This is a genomic window from Acidovorax sp. Leaf73 (genome assembly GCF_916855635.1).
GTDB classification, from domain to species: Bacteria; Pseudomonadota; Gammaproteobacteria; order Burkholderiales; family Burkholderiaceae_C; genus Acidovorax; species Acidovorax facilis.
The window spans coordinates 1076075-1097860 of record NZ_CAKASI010000001.1 but is presented as its reverse complement, the minus strand read 5'-3'; the positions used below and the strand labels follow the sequence as shown (position 1 = coordinate 1097860).

Sequence of the window (21786 nt, the reverse complement as noted above, 5' to 3'; positions counted from 1 at the left end):
GCTTTATGGATAAGCGCTAGAGGCCAATTTGATTGAAATTCAACCATCGGCAACACGCTGCGGTGGCTACTCTGCCGTGGTCAAGCTGTGTTCGTTCAGCTGCGCCAGGTACGACTCGGGCTCGATGTTGGTGTAGTTGGGCACATCGGCCATCAGCGCCGCTGCCGTCTGCTTGGCGGCCGTCTGCGCCTGCTTCAGGTCGCTGAAGAACGCGTTGGTCAGCGCCACCACCTGGCCCGGGCGAGGCTCGCCAGGGTAGAGCACGCGGTCGCTCTCCAGCCGCAGCAGGCCCAGTGGCTGCAGTGCCGCGCGGGCAATGCGCATGTGTTCGCCGTGGTAGTAGTCGTGATTGAAGGTGGCGCCTTCGCGCCAGCGGTACAGGGCGGTGACTTTGATCATTGGTGCGATTCCATCCAGTGGTTGAAACCCGCCACCGTAGGGACAACACACCCGCCGCACAGCCGCGTGCGCGACAGCGTGTCGCCCATGTGGCTCGTATCCGTCCTCGCCGACTCAGTCTTCTTCCGATTCGCCCAGGAACCCGCCGCTCTGGTGCCCCCACAGCCGGGCGTACACGCCGCCCTGGCCCAGCAGCTGGGCGTGTGTGCCTTCTTCCACAATGCGGCCTGCGTCCATCACGATGAGGCGGTCCATGGCGGCAATGGTGGACAGGCGGTGGGCAATGGCGATCACAGTCTTGCCTTGCATCAGCCCGTCCAGGCTTTGCTGAATGGCGGCTTCGACCTCGGAGTCGAGCGCGCTGGTGGCTTCGTCCAGCAGCAGGATGGGCGCGTCCTTGAGCATCACGCGTGCAATGGCCACGCGCTGGCGCTGGCCGCCCGAGAGCTTGACGCCGCGCTCGCCCACATGTGCCTCGTAGCCGGTGCGGCCCTGCAGGTCGGTGAGCGTGGCGATGAAATCCGCCGCCTCGGCGCGCTCGGCCGCCTGGTGCAGGTCGGCCTCGCTGGCGTCGGGGCGGCCATACAGGATGTTGTCGCGCATGGAGCGGTGCAGCAGCGAGGTGTCTTGCGTGACCATGCCGATGTTGCGGCGCAGGCTGTCTTGCGTGACGTGGGCAATGTCCTGCCCGTCGATGAGGATGCGGCCTGATTGCACGTCATGAAAGCGCAGCAGCAGGTTGACCAGCGTGGACTTGCCCGCGCCCGAGCGGCCAATCAGGCCGATCTTTTCGCCCGGGCGGATGGTCAGGTTGAGCTGGTCGATGACCGGGCGGGCGTTGGGGCCGCTGCCGTAAGCAAACGTCATGTTGTCGAAGCGCACTTCGCCTTGCGACACGGCCAGGGGCTTAGCGTCCGGAGCATCCACCACCGTGCGTGGTTTGGTCAGTGTGTTGATGCCGTCCTGGATGGTGCCCACGCTCTCGAACAGCGTGGTCATCTCCCACATCACCCAGTGGGCGTGGCCCGATACGCGCAGCGTCATGGCGGTGACGGCAGCCACGGCCCCGGCACCGACTTCGCCGGCCGACCACAGCCACAGCGCGGTGCCGCAGGCGCCCAGAATCATGGCCACCACCAGGATGTGGTTCACGATCTCGAACCGGCTCACCAGACGCATCTGCGCATAGCCGGTGAGCTTGAACGCGTCCATGGCCGCGCGCGCAAATTCTGACTCGCGCCGCGTGTGCGAGAACAGCTTGACGGTGGCGATGTTGGTATACGCGTCGGTGATGCGCCCGGTCATCACCGAGCGCGCATCGGCCTGCGCCTTGCCCACCTGGCCCAGGCGCGGCACAAAGTACCAGCAGGCCAGGCCATAGGCCACCATCCACGCGGCAAAGGGCACCAGCAGCCTGGCGTCGAACCCGGCCAGCAGGACGAGGATGGTGACGAGGTAGATGCCCATGCCGATCACCACGTCGGTGGTCGTGAAGATCATGTCGCGCACGGCAAGGGCCGTCTGCATGATCTTGGTGGTGATGCGGCCCGCAAACTCGTCGGCGTAGAACGCCATGCTTTGGCCCAGCATCAGCCGGTGAAAGTTCCAGCGCAAGCGCAGTGGGAAGTTGATGGCCAGCACCTGGTGCTTGATGCTGGTCTGCACGGCCACCAGCAGCACCGAGGCCAGGAGCAGGGCGGTGATGCCCATCAACTCTCCTTTGCGCTCGGCCCACAGCGCACCCGCGGCGGTGCTGGAGATCCAGTCCACCACATGGCCGAGCACCGCAAACAGCAGCGCTTCATAGATGGCGATGGCCGCAGACAGGCCTGCCATGGCTGCCACATAGCCACGCAGGCCACGGGTGCCATCCCACACAAAGGCCATGAAGTCTTTGGGGGGCAGGTGAGGTTCGGCGGGGGGATAGGGGGGAAGGCGGCTTTCGAAAAAACGGAACAAAGTCAGAACTCCTTGTCCACCATGGTACGTGCGGTGGTACCGCTCTGTGGCGCACGGCCGCAATGCACTCAGGACCATGAGGGTCAGCCCCATGGGTGGGGAATTGGGGTAGGAGCAGGCCCCTACGCCGACGGTTTGTAGACCACGCGGATGCGTGGCACCTGCTTCACGCCGGGCTGTTTGGTCAGAAAGCCGTACAGAAACTCGGTCAGGCTTTTTTCGCACAGCGCCAGCACGGCCGGATCGGACGCCATTGCCTCGCCCTGCTGGCGAGCGCGTTTGGCGGCCTCCTGACTCAGCTTGATGACAGCGCCCTTGTTGTCGGTCAGCAGCCCGCCCGAGAGGATGCGGTGCTGCAGGTTGGTAACGGCTGGTGCGGCCACCAGCGCGGGGCGGTGGATGTGCACCTCGATGCCGCCGTTGGTGGCGTGCAGCTCGTAGCTTTCGGGGCGCAGGTCAAAGCCGAAGGCGTATTCGGCGGTGTAGGTGATGGCTACTACACCGGTGGATGCGATGCCCAGCACCGATTTTTCGATGATCTGCGTGGCTCCTTCTTCGCGGACCACGGTGGCGGCGAGCAGCTTCATCTGCTCGGCCAGCGTCTGTTTGCCTGCGGTGAGGTAGCTGGTGTAGCGGGTATAGCCCAGCAGCGCATTGTTGAGTTCGGTCACTTGGCGCTGCAGTTGTGCCGTCTGTGCCAGGGCACTGTCAACGCGGTGCTGCGCCCACCAGCTGGCCGCGCCTGCGGTGAGCAGGCACACGGCCAGGGCCGCACAAGAGATCCAGGCAATGCGTTTCATCAATGGGGTACAGCGCAGGGCGTGTGGTGGCCAACAGGTCGCTGGTGGGCGCCCACCGTTAGACGAGCAGCGTGACCACCACGATCACCACGCCCAGGGCCAGATTCACGCCCACCCAGCTGCGGATGCTGCCCAGGGCCTTGCCGCCGGCGGGCCAGTCCGATGCAGCCACCGCCCGCTGCAGGCGTCGGAACAGCGCAAACCGGATGTGCCCGAAGATGACCATCATCGCCAGGCCCAGCGTGGCCATGATGGTCCAGTCCAGTGGCATGGCAAAGCTGCCACCGGCCTGCACCGTTTGTTTCGCCACGCGGCCGATCATCCACAGCCCGCTGCCCAGCACCACCAGCACGGCCACCCCCACGGCGGCGAAAAAGCGCTGCAGCACATCGTGCATGAGCCGCACACGCTGCGGGGGCTCCAGCGACTGCGCTGCGGGGCGCAAAAAGAAATGGGCAAACACCATGCCACCGATCCACACGATGATGGACAGGACATGGGCGAGCTGGAGCGCGTTGTAGAGCATGGCGTGGAACGTTTGGAATAAAGGGTTTGGGTGGAAGTAAAAGAGAGAGGGCGCGGCGGGTCTGCTCAGCAGGCTGGCGGTGCGGCAACCAGTGTCAAGGCACCAGCCCATCCCGGGGTGAAGCCACCCGCACCTGGTTGCCGCCACTTTTCTTGGACAGGTACATCGCCTCGTCGGCATGGCCCAGCAACCGGTGTTCTTCGCCCCCATGCTCGGGGTAGATGGCCACGCCGATGCTCGGCTGGATGCTCAGGCGGATACCTTCCAGGTCAAATGGCTGGCCGAAGGCTGCCAGGATCTTGTCGGCCGCTGCGGCGGCGTGTTCGCGGGCATGGCCGCCTTCGAGCAGCACCACAAATTCGTCGCCCCCCAGGCGCGCGACGGTGTCCGAGCCGCGCACGCACTCCAGCAGCCGCTGGGCCACCCGCTGCAGCAGCAGGTCGCCCATGGCATGGCCCAGGCTGTCGTTGACCTGCTTGAAGTCGTCCAGATCGAGGAACAGCAGCGACAGCAGGCTTTGGTCGCGCCGCGCGCGGGCCAGTGCGGTCTTGAGGCGGTCCAGAAACAGCTGGCGGTTGGGCAGGTGCGTGAGCTGGTCGTACTGCGCCATGTGCTCCAGGCGTTCGTGCATCTGCTTGCGCTCGATGGCGGCTGCGACCTGGGTGGAGACAAACTGCAGCAGCTCCTTGTCTTTTTCTGTGTAGCGGGCCTGCTCGGTGTAGCTTTGCAGCACCAGCGCACCGATGGCGCCTTTCTGGGTTTGCAGCGGCACGCCCAGCCAGTAGAGCGGTGCGTGTTCCTGGGGTAGCTGCCGACGCAGTTGCGCGGCGCGGGGGTCGGCGTTGTCGGGGGTATCGGGCGTCAACAGAAGGGTGCTGCCGCTGTGGATCACCTCGGCACACAGCGCATCCTGCACTGGCGCCGGGGGCGTGGGGGCGGCGCCCGGTTCGTTGACGTGGTACGGAAAACTCAATGAATCACTGCAGGCGTCGTAGAGCGCGACCGCGAAGTTGGTGGCAGGCAGCAGGCGCCCGATGATCTGGTGAATGTGCTGGAACAGCGCCTGCAGGTTGTGTGTGGTGTGAGCGGCTTCGGAGATGGCATAGATCACCGCCTGCATGGACTCGGTGAACTTGCGCTCGGTGATGTCGTGCGCCACCGCCAGCCGCCGCTGCTTGTCAGGCAACCAGCGCGCAGTCCAGCGGACGTGCGCGATGGAGCCATCCTTGCGCACATAGCGGTTTTCAAACTGCAACTGCAGATGGCCATCCATCACACGCTGCGCCTGGCTTTGGGTGACTGCCAGGTCTTCGGGGTGCACCAGGTCGAACATGCGCTTGCCAATGACTTCCTCGGGGGCGTAGCCAAAGATGCGCTCGAACGCCGGGCTTACAAACTCAATGGTGCTGTCCACATGGACGACGCAGACCGCGTCTAGCAGCAGGTCCACCACGTTCTCAGAAGGGATGCTTTGCATGAAGGGAAGCGCGCACAAGGTGCCAAGAAGACCCATTGTGCCGTGCGCCCCCTTGTTGTGCGGCATGGATGCAGCCCGCAACCCAAGGGATATCCATTAGGCGGTTGCTGAATGCTATCCAATTGATAGCTGTTAGCGCTTGTGGTTAAAGCGCTGGATGCACTTTTTATGTGTACTTTTCTTCCAGCGCATCCCAGGCCATTTTTTGCACCAGCCGCTGGCGCTCGGCAAACGGCGCCACCAGGGCGGGGTCTTCATCAATGCGTTGGGTGTCGCGCAGCACGGTCAGCGCCTTCTGCATGCCCGCCACCGCGCCCTGCAGCGCGGCGTTGGCGTACAGCACCAGGCCGTAGCCCAGGGCGGCCAGTTCTTCAGCGTTGGTGATGGGCGTCTTGCCGCCGATCACCATGTTCATCAGTTGGGGCGCGGCCAGCCGCTGGGGCAGGGCGCGGATCTCGTCCAGCGTGGTGACGGCTTCGACAAACAGGATGTCGGCACCGGCCTCCTCAAACCGCTGGGCGCGCTCCACGGCGGCCTCGAAGCCCTGAGTGGCGCAGGCATCGGTGCGCGCCAGGATGAGTGTGCCTGCGTCGCGGCGCGCGTCCACGGCGGCTTTGATCTTGCCCAGCATCTCGTCGGTGCCGATCACCTCCTTGCCGCTGAAATGCCCGCAGCGCTTGGGGCTGACCTGGTCTTCGAGCTGGATGCAGTCGGCACCTGCGCGCTCCAGCGTTCGCACCGCGTGGTAGGTGTTGAGTGCGTTGCCAAAGCCCGTGTCGGCATCCACGATGAGCGGCAGCTCCACCGCGTCGCGTATGCGGGCCGTGTGGTCGGCAATGTCGGTCAGCCCCATGAAGGCCTGATCCGGAAGGCCGAACCACATGTTGGTGACGCCTGCGCCGGTGATGTAAATGGCTTCAAACCCCAGGTCGGCCACCACGCGGGCGGAGAGGGCGTTGAAGGCGCCAGGCACGATGACGCCACGGCGGGCGTGGGCCAGGGCCTTGAGTTGTTGTTTGGTGTTCATGAATTGCAAGGGACTTGATTTGCTACTGTTTTTGTAGCTGTTAAGGCTTGATGGACGGGCGGAAGGGGCCAAAAAACTCAAAAAATACCGCCAGGCACACGCACCCAGCCTTCCATCAGGATGCGGGCGCTGCGGCTCATGAGGGCCTTGGTCACTGTCCACTGGCCGTTGGTCTGGACTGCCTCGGCCCCCACACGCAAGGTGCCCGAGGGATGGCCAAACCGCACGCTGCTGCGCACACCACCACCCGCTGCCAGGTTGACCAGCGTGCCTGGGATGGCTGCCGCCGTGCCAATGGCCACGGCCGCCGTGCCCATCATGGCGTGGTGCAGCTGGCCCATGGAGAGCGCGCGCACCAGCAGGTCGATGTCCTTGGCGTCAATGGCTTTTCCGCTGGAGGCCGTGTAGCTGGCAGGCGGCGCGACGAAGGCGATCTTGGGGGTGTGCTGGCGCATGGTGGCCTCGCCCAGGTCACGGATCAGCCCCATTCGCAAGGCGCCGTGGGCGCGGATGGCCTCGAAGCGTGCCAGCGCCGCCGCATCGCCATTGATGGCACCTTGTAGCTCGGTGCCGGTGTAACCAAGCTCTTGCGCATTGAGAAAAATGGTGGGGATGCCCGCGTTGATCAGCGTGGCGGCGAAGCTGCCGACCCCGGACACCTCCAAGGTGTCCACCACGTTGCCCGTCGGGAATAACGCCCCCACGCTCCCCACTGCGTGTGGTTCGCTGCCCCCCGAGGGGGCCCTAGCCAGCTTGGGGCGGCCCGGCGCTGTCGAGATGGCTCCCCCGTCATCGCCATCCTCCGCCGGGTCCATGAACTCCAGCGCCACCTCGGCCGCCGCAAAGGTCACGCCATCCAGCTCAAAGTCGCCCGTCTCCTGCACCTGACCGTTGCTGATGGGCACATGCGCCACGATGGTCTTGCCGATGTTGGCCTGCCAGATGCGGATGGGGATGGTGCCGTCCTGCGGAATCCGCGCCGCATCGATCAGCCCCATGTGGATGGCGCACGGCCCCACAGCGGCCGACAGGTTGCCGCAGTTGCCGCTCCAGTCCACAAAGGGCTGGTCGACGGATACCTGCCCAAACAGGTAGTCCACGTCGTGGCCCGGCCGCGTGCTGCGGGACAGGATCACCGCTTTGCTGGTGCTCGATGACGCATTGCCCATGCCGTCGATCTGCTTGCCATACGGGTCAGGGCTGCCCAGCACGCGCAGCAGTAACGCGTCCTGCGCCGGGCCGGGTTGCTGGGCGGGGGCGGGCAGGTCGTCAAGGCGAAAGAACACGCCTTTGCTGGTGCCGCCCCGCAGGTAGGTGGCGGGGATGCGGATCTGTGGTGCGGAGTGGATGCTCATGAAGAAATATCAAATTTAATAGCGCACAGTGCTTTCTAGGCGGGCGCAAGAGCCTGTTTTTGGTCTGCATTCTTGGCAAGAAAGTCTTGCGCAAAGCGTTGCAGGACGCCGCCCGCTTGGTAGATGGAGACTTCTTCGGCGGTGTCGAGGCGGCATGTCATGGGCACCCGGGTAACTTCACCATTTTTGCGGCGGACGACCAGGGTGAGGTCGGCACGGGGTTGCATGTCTCCCTCCACGCCATACACCTCTGTCCCATCCAGCCCCAGCGTAGTGCGGTTGACCCCCGCCTCAAACTCCAGCGGCAGCACCCCCATGCCAATCAGGTTGGTGCGGTGGATGCGCTCAAAGCCCTCGGCCACCACCACCTCCACCCCCGCCAGCCGCACACCCTTGGCGGCCCAGTCGCGGCTGGACCCCTGGCCGTAGTCGGCGCCAGCAATGATGATGAGCGGCTGGCGGCGGTTCAGATAGGTTTCCATGGCCTCCCACATGCGCATGACCTGGCCTTCGGGCTCCACGCGGGCGAGTGATCCCTTTTTCACTTTGCCATCCACCACGGCCATCTCGTTGACGAGCTGCGGGTTGGCGAACGTGGCGCGCATGGCGGTGAGGTGGTCACCCCGGCGCGTGGCGTAGGAGTTGAAGTCCTCCTCGGGCACGCCCATGCGCACCAGGTATTCACCTGCTGCACTGTCCGGCAGGATGGCGTTGGAGGGCGAGAGGTGGTCGGTCGTGATGTTGTCGGGCAGGAGGGCCAGCGGGCGCATGCCCTGCAGGGTGCGCGGGTGGGCGGCCAGCGCGCCGATGCCCTCGGTGTCCCAGTAGGGCGGGCGGCGGATGTAGGTGGACTGCGGGCGCCAGCCGTACTGCGGCGACACGCGCTGGCCATCGCCCGGCCGGATGGCGAACATGGGTTCGTACACGGAGCGGTACTGCGCGGGTTTGACGGCTGCCTTCACCATCGCGTCGATTTCGTCGTCGCCGGGCCACAGGTCTTTGAGGCGAATCGCCTGGCCGTCCACCACCGCCAGCACGTCTTTTTCAATGTCAAAACGCACCGTGCCCGCAATCGCATAGGCCACCACGAGCGGGGGCGAGGCCAAGAAGGCCTGCTTGGCATAGGGGTGGATGCGCCCGTCGAAATTGCGGTTGCCCGAGAGCACGGCGGTGGCGTACAAGTCACGGTCAATGATCTCCTGCTGGATGGCAGGGTCCAGCGCGCCACTCATCCCGTTGCAGGTGGTGCAGGCAAAGCCGACGATGCCAAAGCCGAGCTTTTCCAGGTCGGCCAGCAAGCCCGCTTCCTTCAAATACAGCTCCACCGCCTTGGAGCCGGGCGCCAGCGAGGTCTTGACCCAGGGCTTGCGCGTGAGGCCCAGCCGGTTGGCGTTGCGCGCCAGCAGCGCGGCGGCGATCACGTTGCGCGGGTTGCTGGTGTTGGTGCAGCTGGTGATGGCGGCAATGACCACGGCGCCATCGGGCATCGTGCCCTCCTGTGGTGCGGGCATGGCCCAGGGGCCCGCGATGCCTTGGGCCGCCAGGTCGGACGTGGCCACGCGCGCATGCGGGTTGGAGGGGCCGGCCAGGTTGCGCACCACGCTCGACAGGTCGAACACCAGGTTGCGTGCGTAGACAGCGTCTTTGAGGGTGTCGGACCACAATCCCGCTGCCTTGGCATAGGTCTCGACCAGCTTCACTTGTTCCGCCTCGCGGCCCGTCAGCGTCAGATACTCCAGCGTCTGTTCGTCGATGCTGAACAAGGCCGCCGTGGCACCGTATTCGGGCGCCATGTTCGAGATGGTGGCGCGGTCGCCAATCGTGAGCTTGGCTGCGCCTTCGCCAAAGAACTCCAGGTAGGCGCCCACCACCTTGGCCTTGCGCAAAAACTCGGTGAGCGCCAGCACCACATCGGTGGCGGTGATGCCGTCCTGGCGATGTCCGGTCAGCTCCACGCCCACGATCTCGGGCAGCCGCATCATCGATGCGCGCCCCAACATCACGTTCTCGGCCTCCAGGCCGCCCACGCCGATGGCGATCACGCCCAGGGCGTCCACATGCGGTGTGTGGCTGTCGGTGCCCACGCAGGTGTCGGGGTATGCCACGCCCCGGTCGGCATGGACCACGGGCGACATTTTTTCCAGATTGATCTGGTGCATGATCCCGTTCCCCGCCGGGATCACATCCACGTTGGCAAAGGCTTTTTTCGTCCACTCGATGAAGTGAAAGCGGTCTTCGTTGCGGCGGTCTTCGATGGCGCGGTTCTTGGCAAACGCATCGGGGTCGAACCCGCCACATTCCACCGCCAGGGAATGGTCCACGATCAGCTGCACCGGCACCACAGGGTTCACCTGGGCCGGGTCGCCGCCTTCTTTGGCAATCGCATCGCGCAGGCCTGCCAGGTCCACCAGCGCCGTCTGGCCCAGGATGTCGTGGCACACGACGCGCGCCGGGTACCAGGGGAAGTCGCGGTCGCTGCGGCGCTCGACGAGCTGGCGCAGGCAGTCGTTGACGGTGGCCGGATCGGCGCGGCGCACGATGTTTTCGGCAAACACGCGGGCGGTGTAGGGCAGGGTGGCCCAGGCGGCGGGTTGCAGGGCATTGACGGCCTCGCTGGCGTCGAAGTAGTCCAGCTGCGTGCCGGGCAGTTGCTTGCGGTACAGGGTGTTCATGGCCATGGGGCTGGGTACTGGGTCGTCTTGATTTTTATTTGCGGTCCTGGATTGGTACGAACGCCAGGTCTTCCGGCCCGGTGTAGTTCGCACTCGGCCGGATGATCTTGTTGTCCTGCCGCTGCTCTATGATGTGCGCCGCCCAGCCGCTGGTGCGTGCGATGACGAACAGCGGAGTGAACATGGCGGTGGGAACACCCATCATGTGGTAGCTCACGGCGCTGAACCAGTCGAGGTTGGGGAACATCTTTTTCACCTCCCACATCACGGTCTCCAGCCGCTCGGCAATGTCATACATCTTGGTGCTGCCAGCCTCTTGCGACAAGTTGTGCGCAACGCCTTTGATGACCACATTGCGCGGGTCGCTCACGGTGTAGACCGGGTGACCAAAACCAATGACCACCTCCTTGGCCTCCACGCGGCGGCGGATGTCGGCCTCGGCCTCGTCGGGGCTGTCGTAGCGTTTCTGGATCTCAAAAGCCACCTCGTTCGCACCGCCATGCTTCGGGCCCCGCAGCGCGCCAATGGCGCCGGTGATGGCCGAATACACGTCGCTGCCCGTGCCTGCCACCACGCGTGCGGTGAAGGTGGATGCATTGAACTCATGCTCGGCATACAGGTTGAGCGACGTGTGCATGGCGCGCTCCCAGTCCGCGCTGGGTTTGGAGCCGTGCAGCAGGTGCAGGAAGTGCGCGCCAATGGAGTCGTCGTCGGTCTCCACCTCGATACGGCGGCCCGAGCTGGCCCAGTGGTACCAGTACAGCAGCATGGAACCGAGTGATGCCATGAGTCGGTCGGCAATGTCGCGCGCGCCCGGCAGGTTGTGGTCGTCCTTTTCAGGCAGCGCGCAGCCCAGGGCCGACACGCCCGTGCGCATCACATCCATGGGGTGGCTGGCGGCGGGCAGTTGTTCCAGTGCCTGCCTCACACTCATAGGCAGGCCACGCAGGGCCTTGAGCTTGGCCTTGTAAGCCTTGAGTTCGGCGCGCGTGGGCAGCTTGCCGTGCACCAGCAGGTGGGCAATCTCTTCAAACTCGCAGACCTCGGCAATGTCCAGGATGTCGTAGCCCCGGTAGTGCAGGTCGTTGCCCGTGCGGCCCACGGTGCACAGGGCGGTGTTGCCCGCCGTTACGCCCGACAGGGCCACGGATTTCTTGGGCTTGAAGCCCGGGGTTTCAACGGTGGTAGTCATGCGGTCTCCCGGTTTACATATGTGTTGGTGATGGCAGCGGGGCGGCCTTTGCCATCCACCGCCACCATTTCAAAAATTCCCTTCAGCACCTCTTCCGGTGGCGAGCCCAGCGTGGCGGCTAGACCGGTCACGCAGACGGTGAGCGAGCTGCTGCCGACGCGGGTGACCCAGGCGCGCAGCGTGAGCACATGGCCCACGGGCACGGGGGCCAGAAAACGCACGTCGGTCACCCCCGCCATCACCACGTCGCGCTGTGCGGCACCGCGTGCCGCCAGAAACGCCGCCTTGGCCATGAGCTGCAGGGCGTTGCCGCCAAACAGCGTGCCGTAGTGGTTGGCTTCGGCGGGGAACACGATTTCCGTCAGCTCGACGGTGCCGGTGTGGGTTGTCATGCTTCGCAATTTACGCACAATGGCATTCCTCTGTAAGTCCTGAATTGGCGAATGATTGCGAAAGCAAAACCGTCGATTTGCAAATATTGCGAATGACGCTGAAGGTGCTACCAAGAACCACTGAGAAAGATGGAATGAAAAAAACCTTCATGGGTGTGCGCTTGCGCCGCCTGCGCGAAGAGCGCGGCATGACCCAGGTGGCGCTGGCCCGGGCGCTGGACCTGTCGGCCAGCTACCTCAACCAGCTGGAGCAGAACCAGCGCCCGCTCACGGTGCCCGTTCTGCTCAAGATCAACGCCGTGTTCGGTGTGGATGTGCAGCGGTTTTCTGACGACGACGAGGCGCGTCTGATCACCGGCCTTCGAGAGGTGCTGGCTGACCTGCCTGCGGGTGTGGGCGGGGAGGGCGCGGGCGATGCCGTCTCGCTGGCCGAGATCCGCGAGCTGGCCGCAGGTATGCCTGCCGTCGCGCGCACACTACTGGCGCTCCACCAGCGGCACCGGCAGGCCCTGGAGCGGCTGGCGGCCCTGGGCAACGACCGCAGCGGCGAGGGCGTGTTGGCCCCGCACCCACCCATGGCCTATGAAGAAGTACGCGACTTCTTCTTTGCGCGCCAGAACCACATTGCCGAGCTGGACGACGCGGCCGAGCGATGTGCCGCCGACTGGGGCCTGCTGCCCGGCCGGGCCGATGAGGCGCTGGCCCAACGCCTGCTCGTGGCCCACGGGGTGCGCGTGGTGGATGTGGCCGACTTGCCTGGCCAGGCGCAGCGCGTGTTCCAGGCCGAGGCCGGGCTGCTGCAGCTGGCGGCGGGGTTGGAGCGCGGGCAGCGCGCGTTTCAGATGGCGACGCAGCTGGCGTTTCTGGAGCAGGGCGCGGAGCTGCAGCGCTTGGCCGACAGCGCCGGGCTGTCCAGCGACCAGGCCCGGGCGCTGGCGCGCATCGGTCTGGCCAACTACTTTGCGGGGGCGCTGGTGCTGCCCTACACAGCCTTCTTGCGGGCGGCCGAGGCGGCGCACTACGACATCGACCGGCTCGGCCACCAGTTTGGCGTGGGTTTCGAGACGGTGTGCCACCGCCTGTCCACCTTGCAGCGGCCCAGCGCGCGCGGCGTGCCGTTCTTCTTCATCCGCGTGGACCGCGCGGGCAACATCAGCAAGCGGCAGTCGGCCACACACTTTCACTTCAGCAAGATCGGCGGCACCTGCCCGCTGTGGAATGTGTACGAGGCCTTCGCACAGCCGGGCCGCATCGTGCCGCAGGTGGCACGCATGCCCGATGGTCGCGCCTACCTGTGGGTGGCGCGCGTGGTGTCGCGCAGCGGCGGCGGCTGGGGTGTGCCCGGCAAGGAGTTCTCCGTAGCCCTGGGTTGTGACATCCGCCATGCGCCGCAACTGGTGTATTCCCGTGGGCTGGACCTCGCCAACCCCGAGGCCGCCGTGCCGATCGGCATGGGCTGCAAGGTGTGTGAGCGCGACGCCTGCCCGCAGCGGGCGTTTCCCCCCATAGGGCGCGCGCTGGATGTGAACGAGAATCGAAGCCGCTTTGCGCCGTACCCGGTGGCGGGCCGCCCGGGGCAGACACTCTCTTGACCTGGGTTATGAAAACCGCTCATCAATTCATAGCTGTCGACGCATGAGGGTGTTGCGCTGACGGCACTTTCTACCAAATAACTGATTGGTAACCAGTTGTTGTGCCACCGCTTGCTCCAACGGATGGCAGATTGCCGCTATCCTGCGCTTTGCCCGAATCCTTGGTGCGGCTGCCATGGCACATGCCCATAACGCAGGTACCTTTGTCCAGGCTCTGCTCTGATACCGAATGCCAACGACCACCCGCCCCACGCCATGGCCCCACTGACGCAAAACGGTCGATACCGGCACTGGATGGCCGGGTTGGGCGTGGCTGTGCTCGGCGTGACGGTAAGCCTTTGGCTGGCCTGGCAGCAGGCCGACTCTGTGGCCCAGGTCGGGCGTGCGCGATTCATGCAGGAGGCGCGCGGGTTTGCCGATGCGCTGAGCCAGCGCATCGAAGGGCATACCGAAGTCGTCAACGGCCTGCGCGGCCTGTTCACGGCGAATCCCCACCTCACGCGCCTGGAGTTTGAGCGCGCGGCCAGCGACCTGGAGGTGGGCCAGCGCTACCCCGGTGTGCGCAACCTGTCCTTCACCCGCTGGGTGCCTGGCGCCGAGCGGGCCGCCTACGAAGCCCGCGTGCGTGCCGACACTTCGCTGACCTCCCAGGGCTACCCCAACTTCACCATCCGGCCGCCGGGCGAACGGGCGGAATACTTTGTGGCCGAATACCTGTGGCCCATGGCAGGCAACGAAGGTGTGCTGGGCTTTGACATCAGCAGCCAGCCCACCAACCTGGCCGCCATGCAGTACAGCCGGGACAGCGGCCACACCGTGGTCTCTGCCCCGTTTGATTTGCTGCAGGAAGAAACACACCGCCAGGGATTCGTGATCCGCGTGCCGGTTTTCGACTACACGGCGGGCACGCCGGAGCCTCGTTTTCTGGGGGCCGTGGCATCCACCATCCGGGTGTATGACCTGGTGCAGGCGCTGGGCAGCCAGGGCCTGCTCAACGGGATCGTCGTGTCCATGGCCGACCATGGTTCGGTGCGGGCAGGCTCTGCCGACTCCACGGTGCGGCCCTTGCTGGCACAGTCATCGGCGGCATTGCCGGGCGCGCAGCCGTTTGTGCGCGACCTGCAGGTGCATGACCGGCGCTGGCGACTGACCTTCTACCCGGCGCGCTCGTTCCTGTCGCCCTCCGAGGCGCGGCTGCCTGTGCTGGTGGGGCTGGGCGGTGCGCTGGTCTCCATGCTGCTCGCGTCTACCGTGGGCCTGCTGGTGCGCCAGCGCACGCTGGCCCTCGCACGGGCCCAGGTGTCCGAAGATGCCCGGCGCGAAAGCGAAGAGCGGTTTCATGCTTTGTTCAACCAGGCCAGCGTGGGCGTGGCGCTGCTGGACACCACCACCGGCCGATTTCTGCGCGCCAACCAGCGCTATTGCGACATCGTGGGCTACAGCCCTGACGAGATGGCTGCGCTCCATGTCCAGGCCCTCATCCATCCTGACGACCTGGAGGCCGACACGCAGCACCTGGAACGCCTCAAGAAAGGCGAAGTGCCCGAGTACCGGCTGGAGAAGCGCTACCTCCACAAGAGCGGGCACATCGTGTGGGTGGACCTCACGGTGTCGCCCATGTGGGTGCCCGGGGCCCGGCCTGACCACCACATCGCGGTGGTGCAGGACATTACCGCGCGCAAGCGCATGGAAGACACCCTGCGCAGCAACGAGCACCGGCTGCGCGGCATCCTGGAACGCCTGCCCATGGGGCTGTGCCTGGTCCAGACCGACGGCCGCATCAGTTTTCGCAACGACCGCTACGTGCAGATCTGCGGCTACACGGCGCAAGACGTACCGGACGTGGAAACCTGGTGGCAGCGCGCTTACCCCGACGAATCTGAACGCACCGCTGTCCACGATGCCTGGCGCCAGGCCGCAAAGCAGGCCGTGGCGGGCGACGGGGTGATACCCGCCCGCGAATACACCATTCGCTGTGCCGATGGCACACGGCGGCCCGTCGAGGTGTCGGGGGTGGTGGTGGAGGGCGGGCACCTTGTCACCATGCAGGACCTGAGTCAGCGCAAGGCGGCCGAGGAAGAGATCAACAACCTGGCCTACTACGACCCGCTCACCCGCTTGCCCAACCGCCGCCTGCTCATGGACCGGTTGCAGCAGGCGTTGGCCACCAGTGCCCGCCACCAGCGCAGCGGCGCCTTGCTGCTGCTGGATCTGGACAATTTCAAGACACTGAACGAAACCCGGGGCCACGACAGCGGCGACAACCTGCTGCAGCAGGTGGCCCACCGGCTGCGCAATTGCGTGCACGAGGACGACACCGTGGCCCGCCAGGGGGGCGACGAGTTTGTGGTGGTGCTGGAAGACCTGGGCGACAACCCCGAGGAGGCTGCGGCCCGCAGCGAAGAGGTGGGTCAGCGCATCCTGACCGCCCTGCGCGAGCCCTACGTGCTCAACGGCGCGGCGCACCACAGCTCGCTGAGCATGGGGGTCACCATTTTCAGCGGCATGCGCGAGACGGTCGACGAACTGCTTAAACGGGCCGACCTGGCGCTCTACCAGGCCAAAAATGCGGGTCGCGACACCCTGCGCTTTTACGACCCCCAGATGCAGGCTGCTGTCAGCGCGCGCGCCGCGCTGGAGCTGGACATGCGCATCGGCCTGGCGCAGGGCCAGTTCGAGCTGTACTACCAGCCGCAGATCGACCGGGGCCGCATCACGGGGGCCGAGGCGCTGCTGCGCTGGCGCCATCCCCGCGACGGCTTTGTCTCGCCTGCGCATTTCATTCCGCTGGCGGAAGAGACCGGCCTCATCCTTCCGCTGGGTGAATGGGTGCTCCAGGCGGCCTGCGCGCAACTGGCCCGCTGGGCGCGGCACGCCGACCTGGCGGGTTTGGGGCTGGCCGTGAACGTGAGCCCGCGCCAGTTCCACCAGGCCGGTTTTGTGGCCCAGGTGCTGGCAGCACTGGCCAGCTCAGGCGCGCAGGGGCCGCAGCTCAAGCTGGAACTGACCGAAGGCCTGCTGCTGCAGGACGTGGAAGACACGATCGAGAAGATGGGCCAGCTCAAGGGCTATGGTGTGGGCTTCTCGCTGGACGACTTTGGTACCGGGTACTCGTCGCTGGCCTACCTCAAGCGCCTGCCGCTGGACCAGCTCAAGATCGACCAAAGTTTTGTGCGCGACGTGCTCACCGACCCCAACGACGCCGCCATCGCCCGCACCGTGGTGGCCCTGGGCACCAGCCTGGGCCTGCGCGTGATCGCCGAAGGGGTGGAAACCGAGGCCCAGCGCGAGTTTCTGGAGCGCCACCACTGCCACGCCTGGCAGGGCTATCTTTTCAGCCCACCCGTGCCGGTGGCGGAGTTCGAGGCGCTGGTGCGCAAAACCAATGGGGTGGATGCGCAGGACCCGCAGGACGCACACGACGCACACGGCGCGTAACCCGGGAGCGCTGCCCCCATCCGGCCCGGGGCCTTGCTGGCACTGCAGCGGAACATCAATATTGATAGCATTAAAGCGTTGCTGGATAAGCGGTAGGGCCTGTTTTTTCCAAATGTTTCTGCCGCGCCCTGGCTCTAGGGTCTGGGCATGCTGCCAAGGGCCCGTGGTCATCGGGCGGCGCGGTATCATTCCGCCCTTGCTGCGGCCTGCGTGTTCCGGCCCGGAACGTCCGTCTGGCGCCACTTTTTGCACCCCAGCCTTCTTCCTCTTTTTGCCCGCCCCCTGACCCGTGCGTCTCACCTCGATCAAGCTTTCCGGTTTCAAGTCGTTCGCTGAACCCACCAACTTCATGCTGCCCGGGCAACTGGTCGGCGTGGTGGGCCCGAACGGCTGCGGCAAGTCCAACATCATGGATGCGGTGCGCTGGGTGCTGGGCGAGAGCAAGGCCAGCGAGCTGCGTGGCGAGTCCATGCAGGACGTGATCTTCAGCGGTACCACCACCCGCAAACAGGCCAGCCGCGCGAGTGTGGAGCTGGTGTTCGACAACTCCGACCACCGTGCAGGCGGCCAGTGGGGCCAGTACGGCGAAGTGGCCGTGCGCCGCGTGCTCACGCGCGACGGCACCAGCAGCTACTACCTCAACAACCAGCCCGTGCGCCGCCGCGACGTGCAGGACGTGTTCCTGGGCACCGGCCTCGGGCCCCGCGCCTACGCCATCATCGGCCAGGGCACCATCAGCCGCATCATCGAAAGCCGCCCTGAGGAGTTGCGCCTGTTCCTCGAAGAGGCTGCGGGCGTCTCCAAATACAAGGAGCGCCGCCGCGAGACCGAAAACCGCCTGTCGGACACGCGCGAGAACCTCACGCGGGTCGAAGACATCCTGCGCGAGCTGAATGCCAACCTCGAAAAGCTCGAAAAACAGGCCGAGGTGGCCGCCAAGTACAACACCCTGCAGGCCGACGCTACGCTCAAGCAGCACCAGCTGTGGTTTTTGAAGCGGGCCGAGGCTGAGGAGCAGCAGAACAAGGTGCGCCTGGACGGCCTGCAAGCCGTGAACGACCTGGAATCGCGCATGGCCGATCTGCGCGCGGTGGAGTCTGACCTCGAAACCATCCGCCAGGCCCACTACGCCGCTGGCGACCAGGTGAACCAGGCCCAGGGCAAGCTTTATGAAGCCACGGCCGAAGTCGGCAAGCTTGAAGCCGAGATCCGCTACGTGATAGAAGGCCGCCAGCGCGTGGAGCAGCGCCTGGTCACGCTGGCAGAGCAGATCGCCCAATGGCAGGCCCGCAAGGAAGAGGCCGACGTGGAGCTCGAAAACCTGGCCGGTGCCGGTGTGGACGCCGAAGAACGCGCCGAGATGCTGGCCGCCCAGGTCGAAGAACAGGCCATGCAGCTGCCCGACCTGGAAGAGGCCCTGCGCCTGGCGCAAAGCCGCACGGCCGAGCAACGGACTGCCGTGGTGCAGGTCCAACAGCAGATTGGCGTGCTCGCTGCCGAGCAGCGCAGCTTTGACGAACAAAGCCGCCAGCTCGACGCCCGCTTTGAGCGCCTGCGCACCGACCGCAACGCGCTGGCCGCGCCCGACGAAGCCCGCCTGACCAACCTGCGCGAGCAGCTCGAAGAAGCGCAAGAGATCGCAGAAACGACCGAAGCCCGCCTGCACGAGCTGCAGGAGTCCGTACCCCAGCTCGACGACGACCGCCGCGCGCGCCAGCAGGCCGTCAACACCGAAAGCGCTCGCCAGGCCGACCTGTCGGCCCGCATGGAGGCCCTGAAGGCGCTGCAGGAAAAGGTCAAGACCGACGGCAAGCTGCGTCCCTGGCTTGCCAAACATGGGCTCGACGGCCTGCAAGGCCTGTGGAGCCGCATCCACATCGAGCCCGGCTGGGAAAACGCGCTGGAAGCTGCATTGCGCGAACGCCTGGCTGCCCTGGAAGTAGGGCGCCTGGACATGGTGCGCGGCTTCCTGGGCTCCGGCGGTAACGATGCGCCGCCCGCACGCCTGGCTTTCTACAGCGCCCCCGCTGCGGGCCACCCCGAAACATCGTCCCCCCACGCCCGCCTGTCGGACCTGCTGCGCCTGAACGATGCGGGCCTGCGTGCCGTGTTGGTGGACTGGCTGCAGGGGTGCTACACCGCTCCCACGCTGGACGACGCTTTGGCCCGCCGCAGCACGCTGCAACCCGGCGAAGTGGTGTTTGTGCCCACGGGCCATGCTGTCAGCGCGCACAGCGTGAGCTTCTATGCGCAGGACTCCGAGCAGTCCGGCATGCTGGCCCGCGCGCAGGAAATAGAGCACCTCGAAAAAGAACTGCGCGCGCAGGCCCTGATCGCCGAAGAATCGCGCACGGCCCTGGTCCGCGCAGAGGCTGCGTATGCCGATGCTTCCCAGCGCCTCGTGGCCGCACGCCGCGAAGCCACCGAAACACAAAGTCGTGCCCACGAGCTGCAAGTCGAAACCCTGCGCCTCACGCAGCTGGCCGAACAGACCCGCGCACGCAGCCAGCAAATCGACGGCGATCTGGCCGAGGTGGAAGCCCAGCTGGCCGACCTGCAGGAGCGCCGCGTGGCTGCCGAGGCACGCTTTGAAGAACTGGACATGCAGCTGGCCGACAGCCAGGAGCGCGAGGCCCAGCTGGGCGACAAGGTCATCGAAGCCGAGCGCAAGCTCACCGCTTGCCGCGAGCAGCAGCGCACGCTGGAGCGCCAAGCGCAAGAGGCCACGTTTTCGCAACGCAGCCTGGAGGCGCGCCGCGCCGAACTCAACCGCTCCATCGAAACTGCCACCCAGCAGGCCAAGGCCTTGGCCGACGAAGAGCAGCGCGCGCGCGATGAGCTTGCCCGCCTGTCGGATGCCGCTGCGCAAGGCGGCCTGCAGGCCGCGCTGGAAGTGAAGATGGAGCGCGAAAAGGCCCTTGGTGCCCAGCGCAGCGAATACGACGATCTGACGACCAAGCTGCGCGCCAGCGATGAACGCCGCATGCAGCTCGAACGTGCGCTCGACCCGCTGCGCGCGCGAATCACCGAATTCCAGCTCAAGGAGCAGGCCGCGCGCCTGGGCCTGGAGCAGTACACCACCTTGCTGACCGACGCCCAGGCCGACCTCGAAGCCGTGGCCCAGTCGATCACCGAAGGCAATGTGCGCGTGGGTGGCCTGCAAAGCGAAATCGACCGCCTGCACCGCGAGATCGCCGCCCTGGGCGCCGTGAACCTGGCAGCGCTGGACGAACTGAAGCTGGCCAGCGAACGCAAGATCTTCCTCGATGCGCAAACCGCCGACCTGACCGAGGCCATGAACACGCTGGAAGACGCGATCCGCAAGATCGATGGCGAAACACGCCAGCTGCTCTCAGGCACTTTCGATACGGTCAACGGCCACTTCGGGCGCATGTTCCCCGAGCTGTTTGGCGGCGGCCAGGCCAAGCTCATCATCACGGGCGACGAAATCCTCGATTCCGGCGTGCAGGTGATGGCCCAGCCACCCGGCAAGAAGAACCAGACCATTCACCTGCTGTCGGGGGGCGAAAAGGCCCTCACGGCCATCGCGCTGGTGTTTGCCATCTTCCAGCTCAACCCCGCGCCGTTCTGCCTGCTGGACGAGGTGGACGCGCCGCTGGACGACGCCAACACCGAGCGTTATGCCAAGCTCGTGTCCAGCATGAGCAAGGGCACGCAGTTTTTGTTCATCAGCCACAACAAGATCGCGATGGAAATGGCCGAGCAACTGATCGGCGTCACCATGCAGGAGCAGGGCGTGTCGCGCATCGTGGCGGTGGACATGGAGTCCGCGCTTTCGATGGCCGACGCCTGAAAAACTCAAATTCTCTGAACCCATGAGCACATTGCAACTGAGTCTGGCCATCATCGGCGGTCTGGTGCTGGCCCTCATCGTGGCCTACAACACCTGGACCTCGCGCCGCAATGCGCCCAAGCGCGCGCTGCCGCAAGAGCCCGTGGATCCCGCCGGTGAGCCGGTCCAGCGCCAGGAGCCCGGCTTCGATGCGGGGGCTGCCGTGGCCGTACCGCCGGGTGAGTTTCACGGCCTCGACCGGGGCCCCGATCCCTCGGAGCATGCGGTCGATGCCGATGAGGCCCTGCAGCTGCCCGTGCCACCGTTTTCGCTGGAGCGTCGCCCCGGGCTCGATCCGCTCATCGATGTCATTGCATCGCTGCAGCCCGAGCATGTGGTGTCGGGCGATGCTGCCCTGGCCGCGCTGCCGCCGACCCGCCGCGCAGGCAGCAAACCGTTTGCCATCGAAGGCCTCAACGAAGCGAACCAGCAGTGGGAAACCCCTGCACCGGGCCAGCGCTACCAGAGCTTCCAAGCCGGTGTGCAGCTGGCCAACCGCATGGGCGCGCTCAACGAGATCGAGTTTTCCGAGTTCGTCGTCAAGGCCCAGGCGTTTGCCGACGCTATCAATGCCGCCCCCGACTTCCCCGACATGCTGCAGGAAGTGGCCCGCGCCCGCGAGCTGGACCAGTTCGCCAGCGACCACGACGCCCAGCTCATGTTCATGCTGCGCGCCCGCCAGGCCGCCTGGAGCCCCGGCTACGTGCAGCAGAACGCCGCCCGCCTGGGCTTTGTGCCCGGAGCCATGCCCGGCCGCCTGGTGCTGCCTGCCAGCGCACAGGGCCTGCCGCCCCTGCTCACGCTGGGCTACGACACCCAGGCTGCGCTGGCCGAAGACCCCGACCAGTCCGCCATCCGCGACATCACTCTGAGCCTGGACGTGGCGCAAGTTCACCGTACCGAACAACCCTTTGCGCGCCTGCGCGACGTAGGGGCCGCGCTGTGCGACGCAATGGATGGGGTGCTCTGCGACCAGAACGGCCAGCCGCTGCCCGCGATGGCCATGGATCCGATTGCTGCGGACCTGGAGCTGCTGTATGACCAGCTCGATGGACGGGATCTGTCGGCGGGGTCGGTGCTGGCGCGACGACTTTTCAGCTAGTG

14 protein-coding genes are annotated in these 21786 nt (G+C 65.8%); 4 read left to right on the top strand and 10 right to left on the bottom strand.

Features of this window, described 5'->3' with window-relative positions; translation table 11 throughout:
• Window positions 1-66: 66 nt before the first annotated feature.
• The 10 genes from LPA35_RS05070 to LPA35_RS05025 all read right to left on the bottom strand — a co-directional run bounded on the left by LPA35_RS05070 (window position 67) and on the right by LPA35_RS05025 (window position 11799).
• Window positions 67-399: an EthD family reductase gene (locus tag LPA35_RS05070; protein ID WP_228895495.1), complete on the bottom strand. Its 333-nt coding sequence runs from the start codon at window positions 397-399 to the stop codon at window positions 67-69.
• Between the two features lie 114 nt (window positions 400-513).
• Window positions 514-2358 (bottom strand): ABC transporter ATP-binding protein, encoded by a 1845-nt coding sequence (locus LPA35_RS05065; protein ID WP_228895493.1) that lies wholly within the window; start codon window positions 2356-2358, stop codon window positions 514-516.
• 122 nt (window positions 2359-2480) lie between these two features.
• The gene (locus tag LPA35_RS05060; RefSeq protein ID WP_176886055.1) at window positions 2481-3158 is read right to left on the bottom strand and encodes a hypothetical protein; all 678 of its coding nucleotides are present in this window, start codon (window positions 3156-3158) and stop codon (window positions 2481-2483) included.
• A gap of 58 nt (window positions 3159-3216) precedes the next feature.
• Window positions 3217-3684: a CopD family protein gene (locus tag LPA35_RS05055; RefSeq protein WP_055397820.1), complete on the bottom strand. Its 468-nt coding sequence runs from the start codon at window positions 3682-3684 to the stop codon at window positions 3217-3219.
• A gap of 94 nt (window positions 3685-3778) precedes the next feature.
• Window positions 3779-5161, bottom strand: coding sequence for a diguanylate cyclase domain-containing protein (locus LPA35_RS05050; protein WP_228895491.1), 1383 nt, complete (start codon window positions 5159-5161; stop codon window positions 3779-3781).
• A 166-nt stretch (window positions 5162-5327) separates the two neighbouring features.
• Complete coding sequence (locus LPA35_RS05045) at window positions 5328-6188, bottom strand: oxaloacetate decarboxylase (protein WP_228895489.1); 861 nt, start codon at window positions 6186-6188, stop codon at window positions 5328-5330.
• Between the two features lie 77 nt (window positions 6189-6265).
• Entirely contained in the window at window positions 6266-7543 is a 1278-nt protein-coding gene (locus LPA35_RS05040) for a PrpF domain-containing protein (protein ID WP_228895487.1), read from the bottom strand.
• A 35-nt stretch (window positions 7544-7578) separates the two neighbouring features.
• A complete protein-coding gene (gene acnD, locus LPA35_RS05035) occupies window positions 7579-10215 on the bottom strand; it encodes a Fe/S-dependent 2-methylisocitrate dehydratase AcnD (RefSeq protein WP_228895969.1) in 2637 nt (878 codons plus the stop codon).
• 34 nt (window positions 10216-10249) lie between these two features.
• The gene (gene prpC / locus LPA35_RS05030; protein WP_228895485.1) at window positions 10250-11407 is read right to left on the bottom strand and encodes a 2-methylcitrate synthase; all 1158 of its coding nucleotides are present in this window, start codon (window positions 11405-11407) and stop codon (window positions 10250-10252) included.
• A complete protein-coding gene (locus LPA35_RS05025; RefSeq protein ID WP_228895482.1) occupies window positions 11404-11799 on the bottom strand; it encodes an acyl-CoA thioesterase in 396 nt (131 codons plus the stop codon). The genes prpC and LPA35_RS05025 overlap by 4 nt, the downstream gene beginning before the upstream one ends.
• Window positions 11800-11933: 134 nt before the next feature.
• Here LPA35_RS05025 and LPA35_RS05020 point away from each other — a divergent pair, with 134 nt between their 5' ends.
• The 4 genes from LPA35_RS05020 to LPA35_RS05005 all read left to right on the top strand — a co-directional run bounded on the left by LPA35_RS05020 (window position 11934) and on the right by LPA35_RS05005 (window position 21784).
• Complete coding sequence (locus tag LPA35_RS05020) at window positions 11934-13391, top strand: short-chain fatty acyl-CoA regulator family protein (RefSeq protein WP_228895480.1); 1458 nt, start codon at window positions 11934-11936, stop codon at window positions 13389-13391.
• A gap of 255 nt (window positions 13392-13646) precedes the next feature.
• Window positions 13647-16829: an EAL domain-containing protein gene (locus LPA35_RS05015; protein ID WP_228895478.1), complete on the top strand. Its 3183-nt coding sequence runs from the start codon at window positions 13647-13649 to the stop codon at window positions 16827-16829.
• Between the two features lie 289 nt (window positions 16830-17118).
• Window positions 17119-20643 carry a chromosome segregation protein SMC gene (smc, locus tag LPA35_RS05010; RefSeq protein WP_228895477.1) on the top strand — a complete coding sequence of 1175 codons (3525 nt, stop codon included), beginning with the start codon at window positions 17119-17121 and terminating at the stop codon, window positions 20641-20643.
• Between the two features lie 22 nt (window positions 20644-20665).
• Entirely contained in the window at window positions 20666-21784 is a 1119-nt protein-coding gene (locus tag LPA35_RS05005) for a cell division protein FtsZ (protein ID WP_218301148.1), read from the top strand.
• Window positions 21785-21786 lie beyond the last annotated feature (2 nt).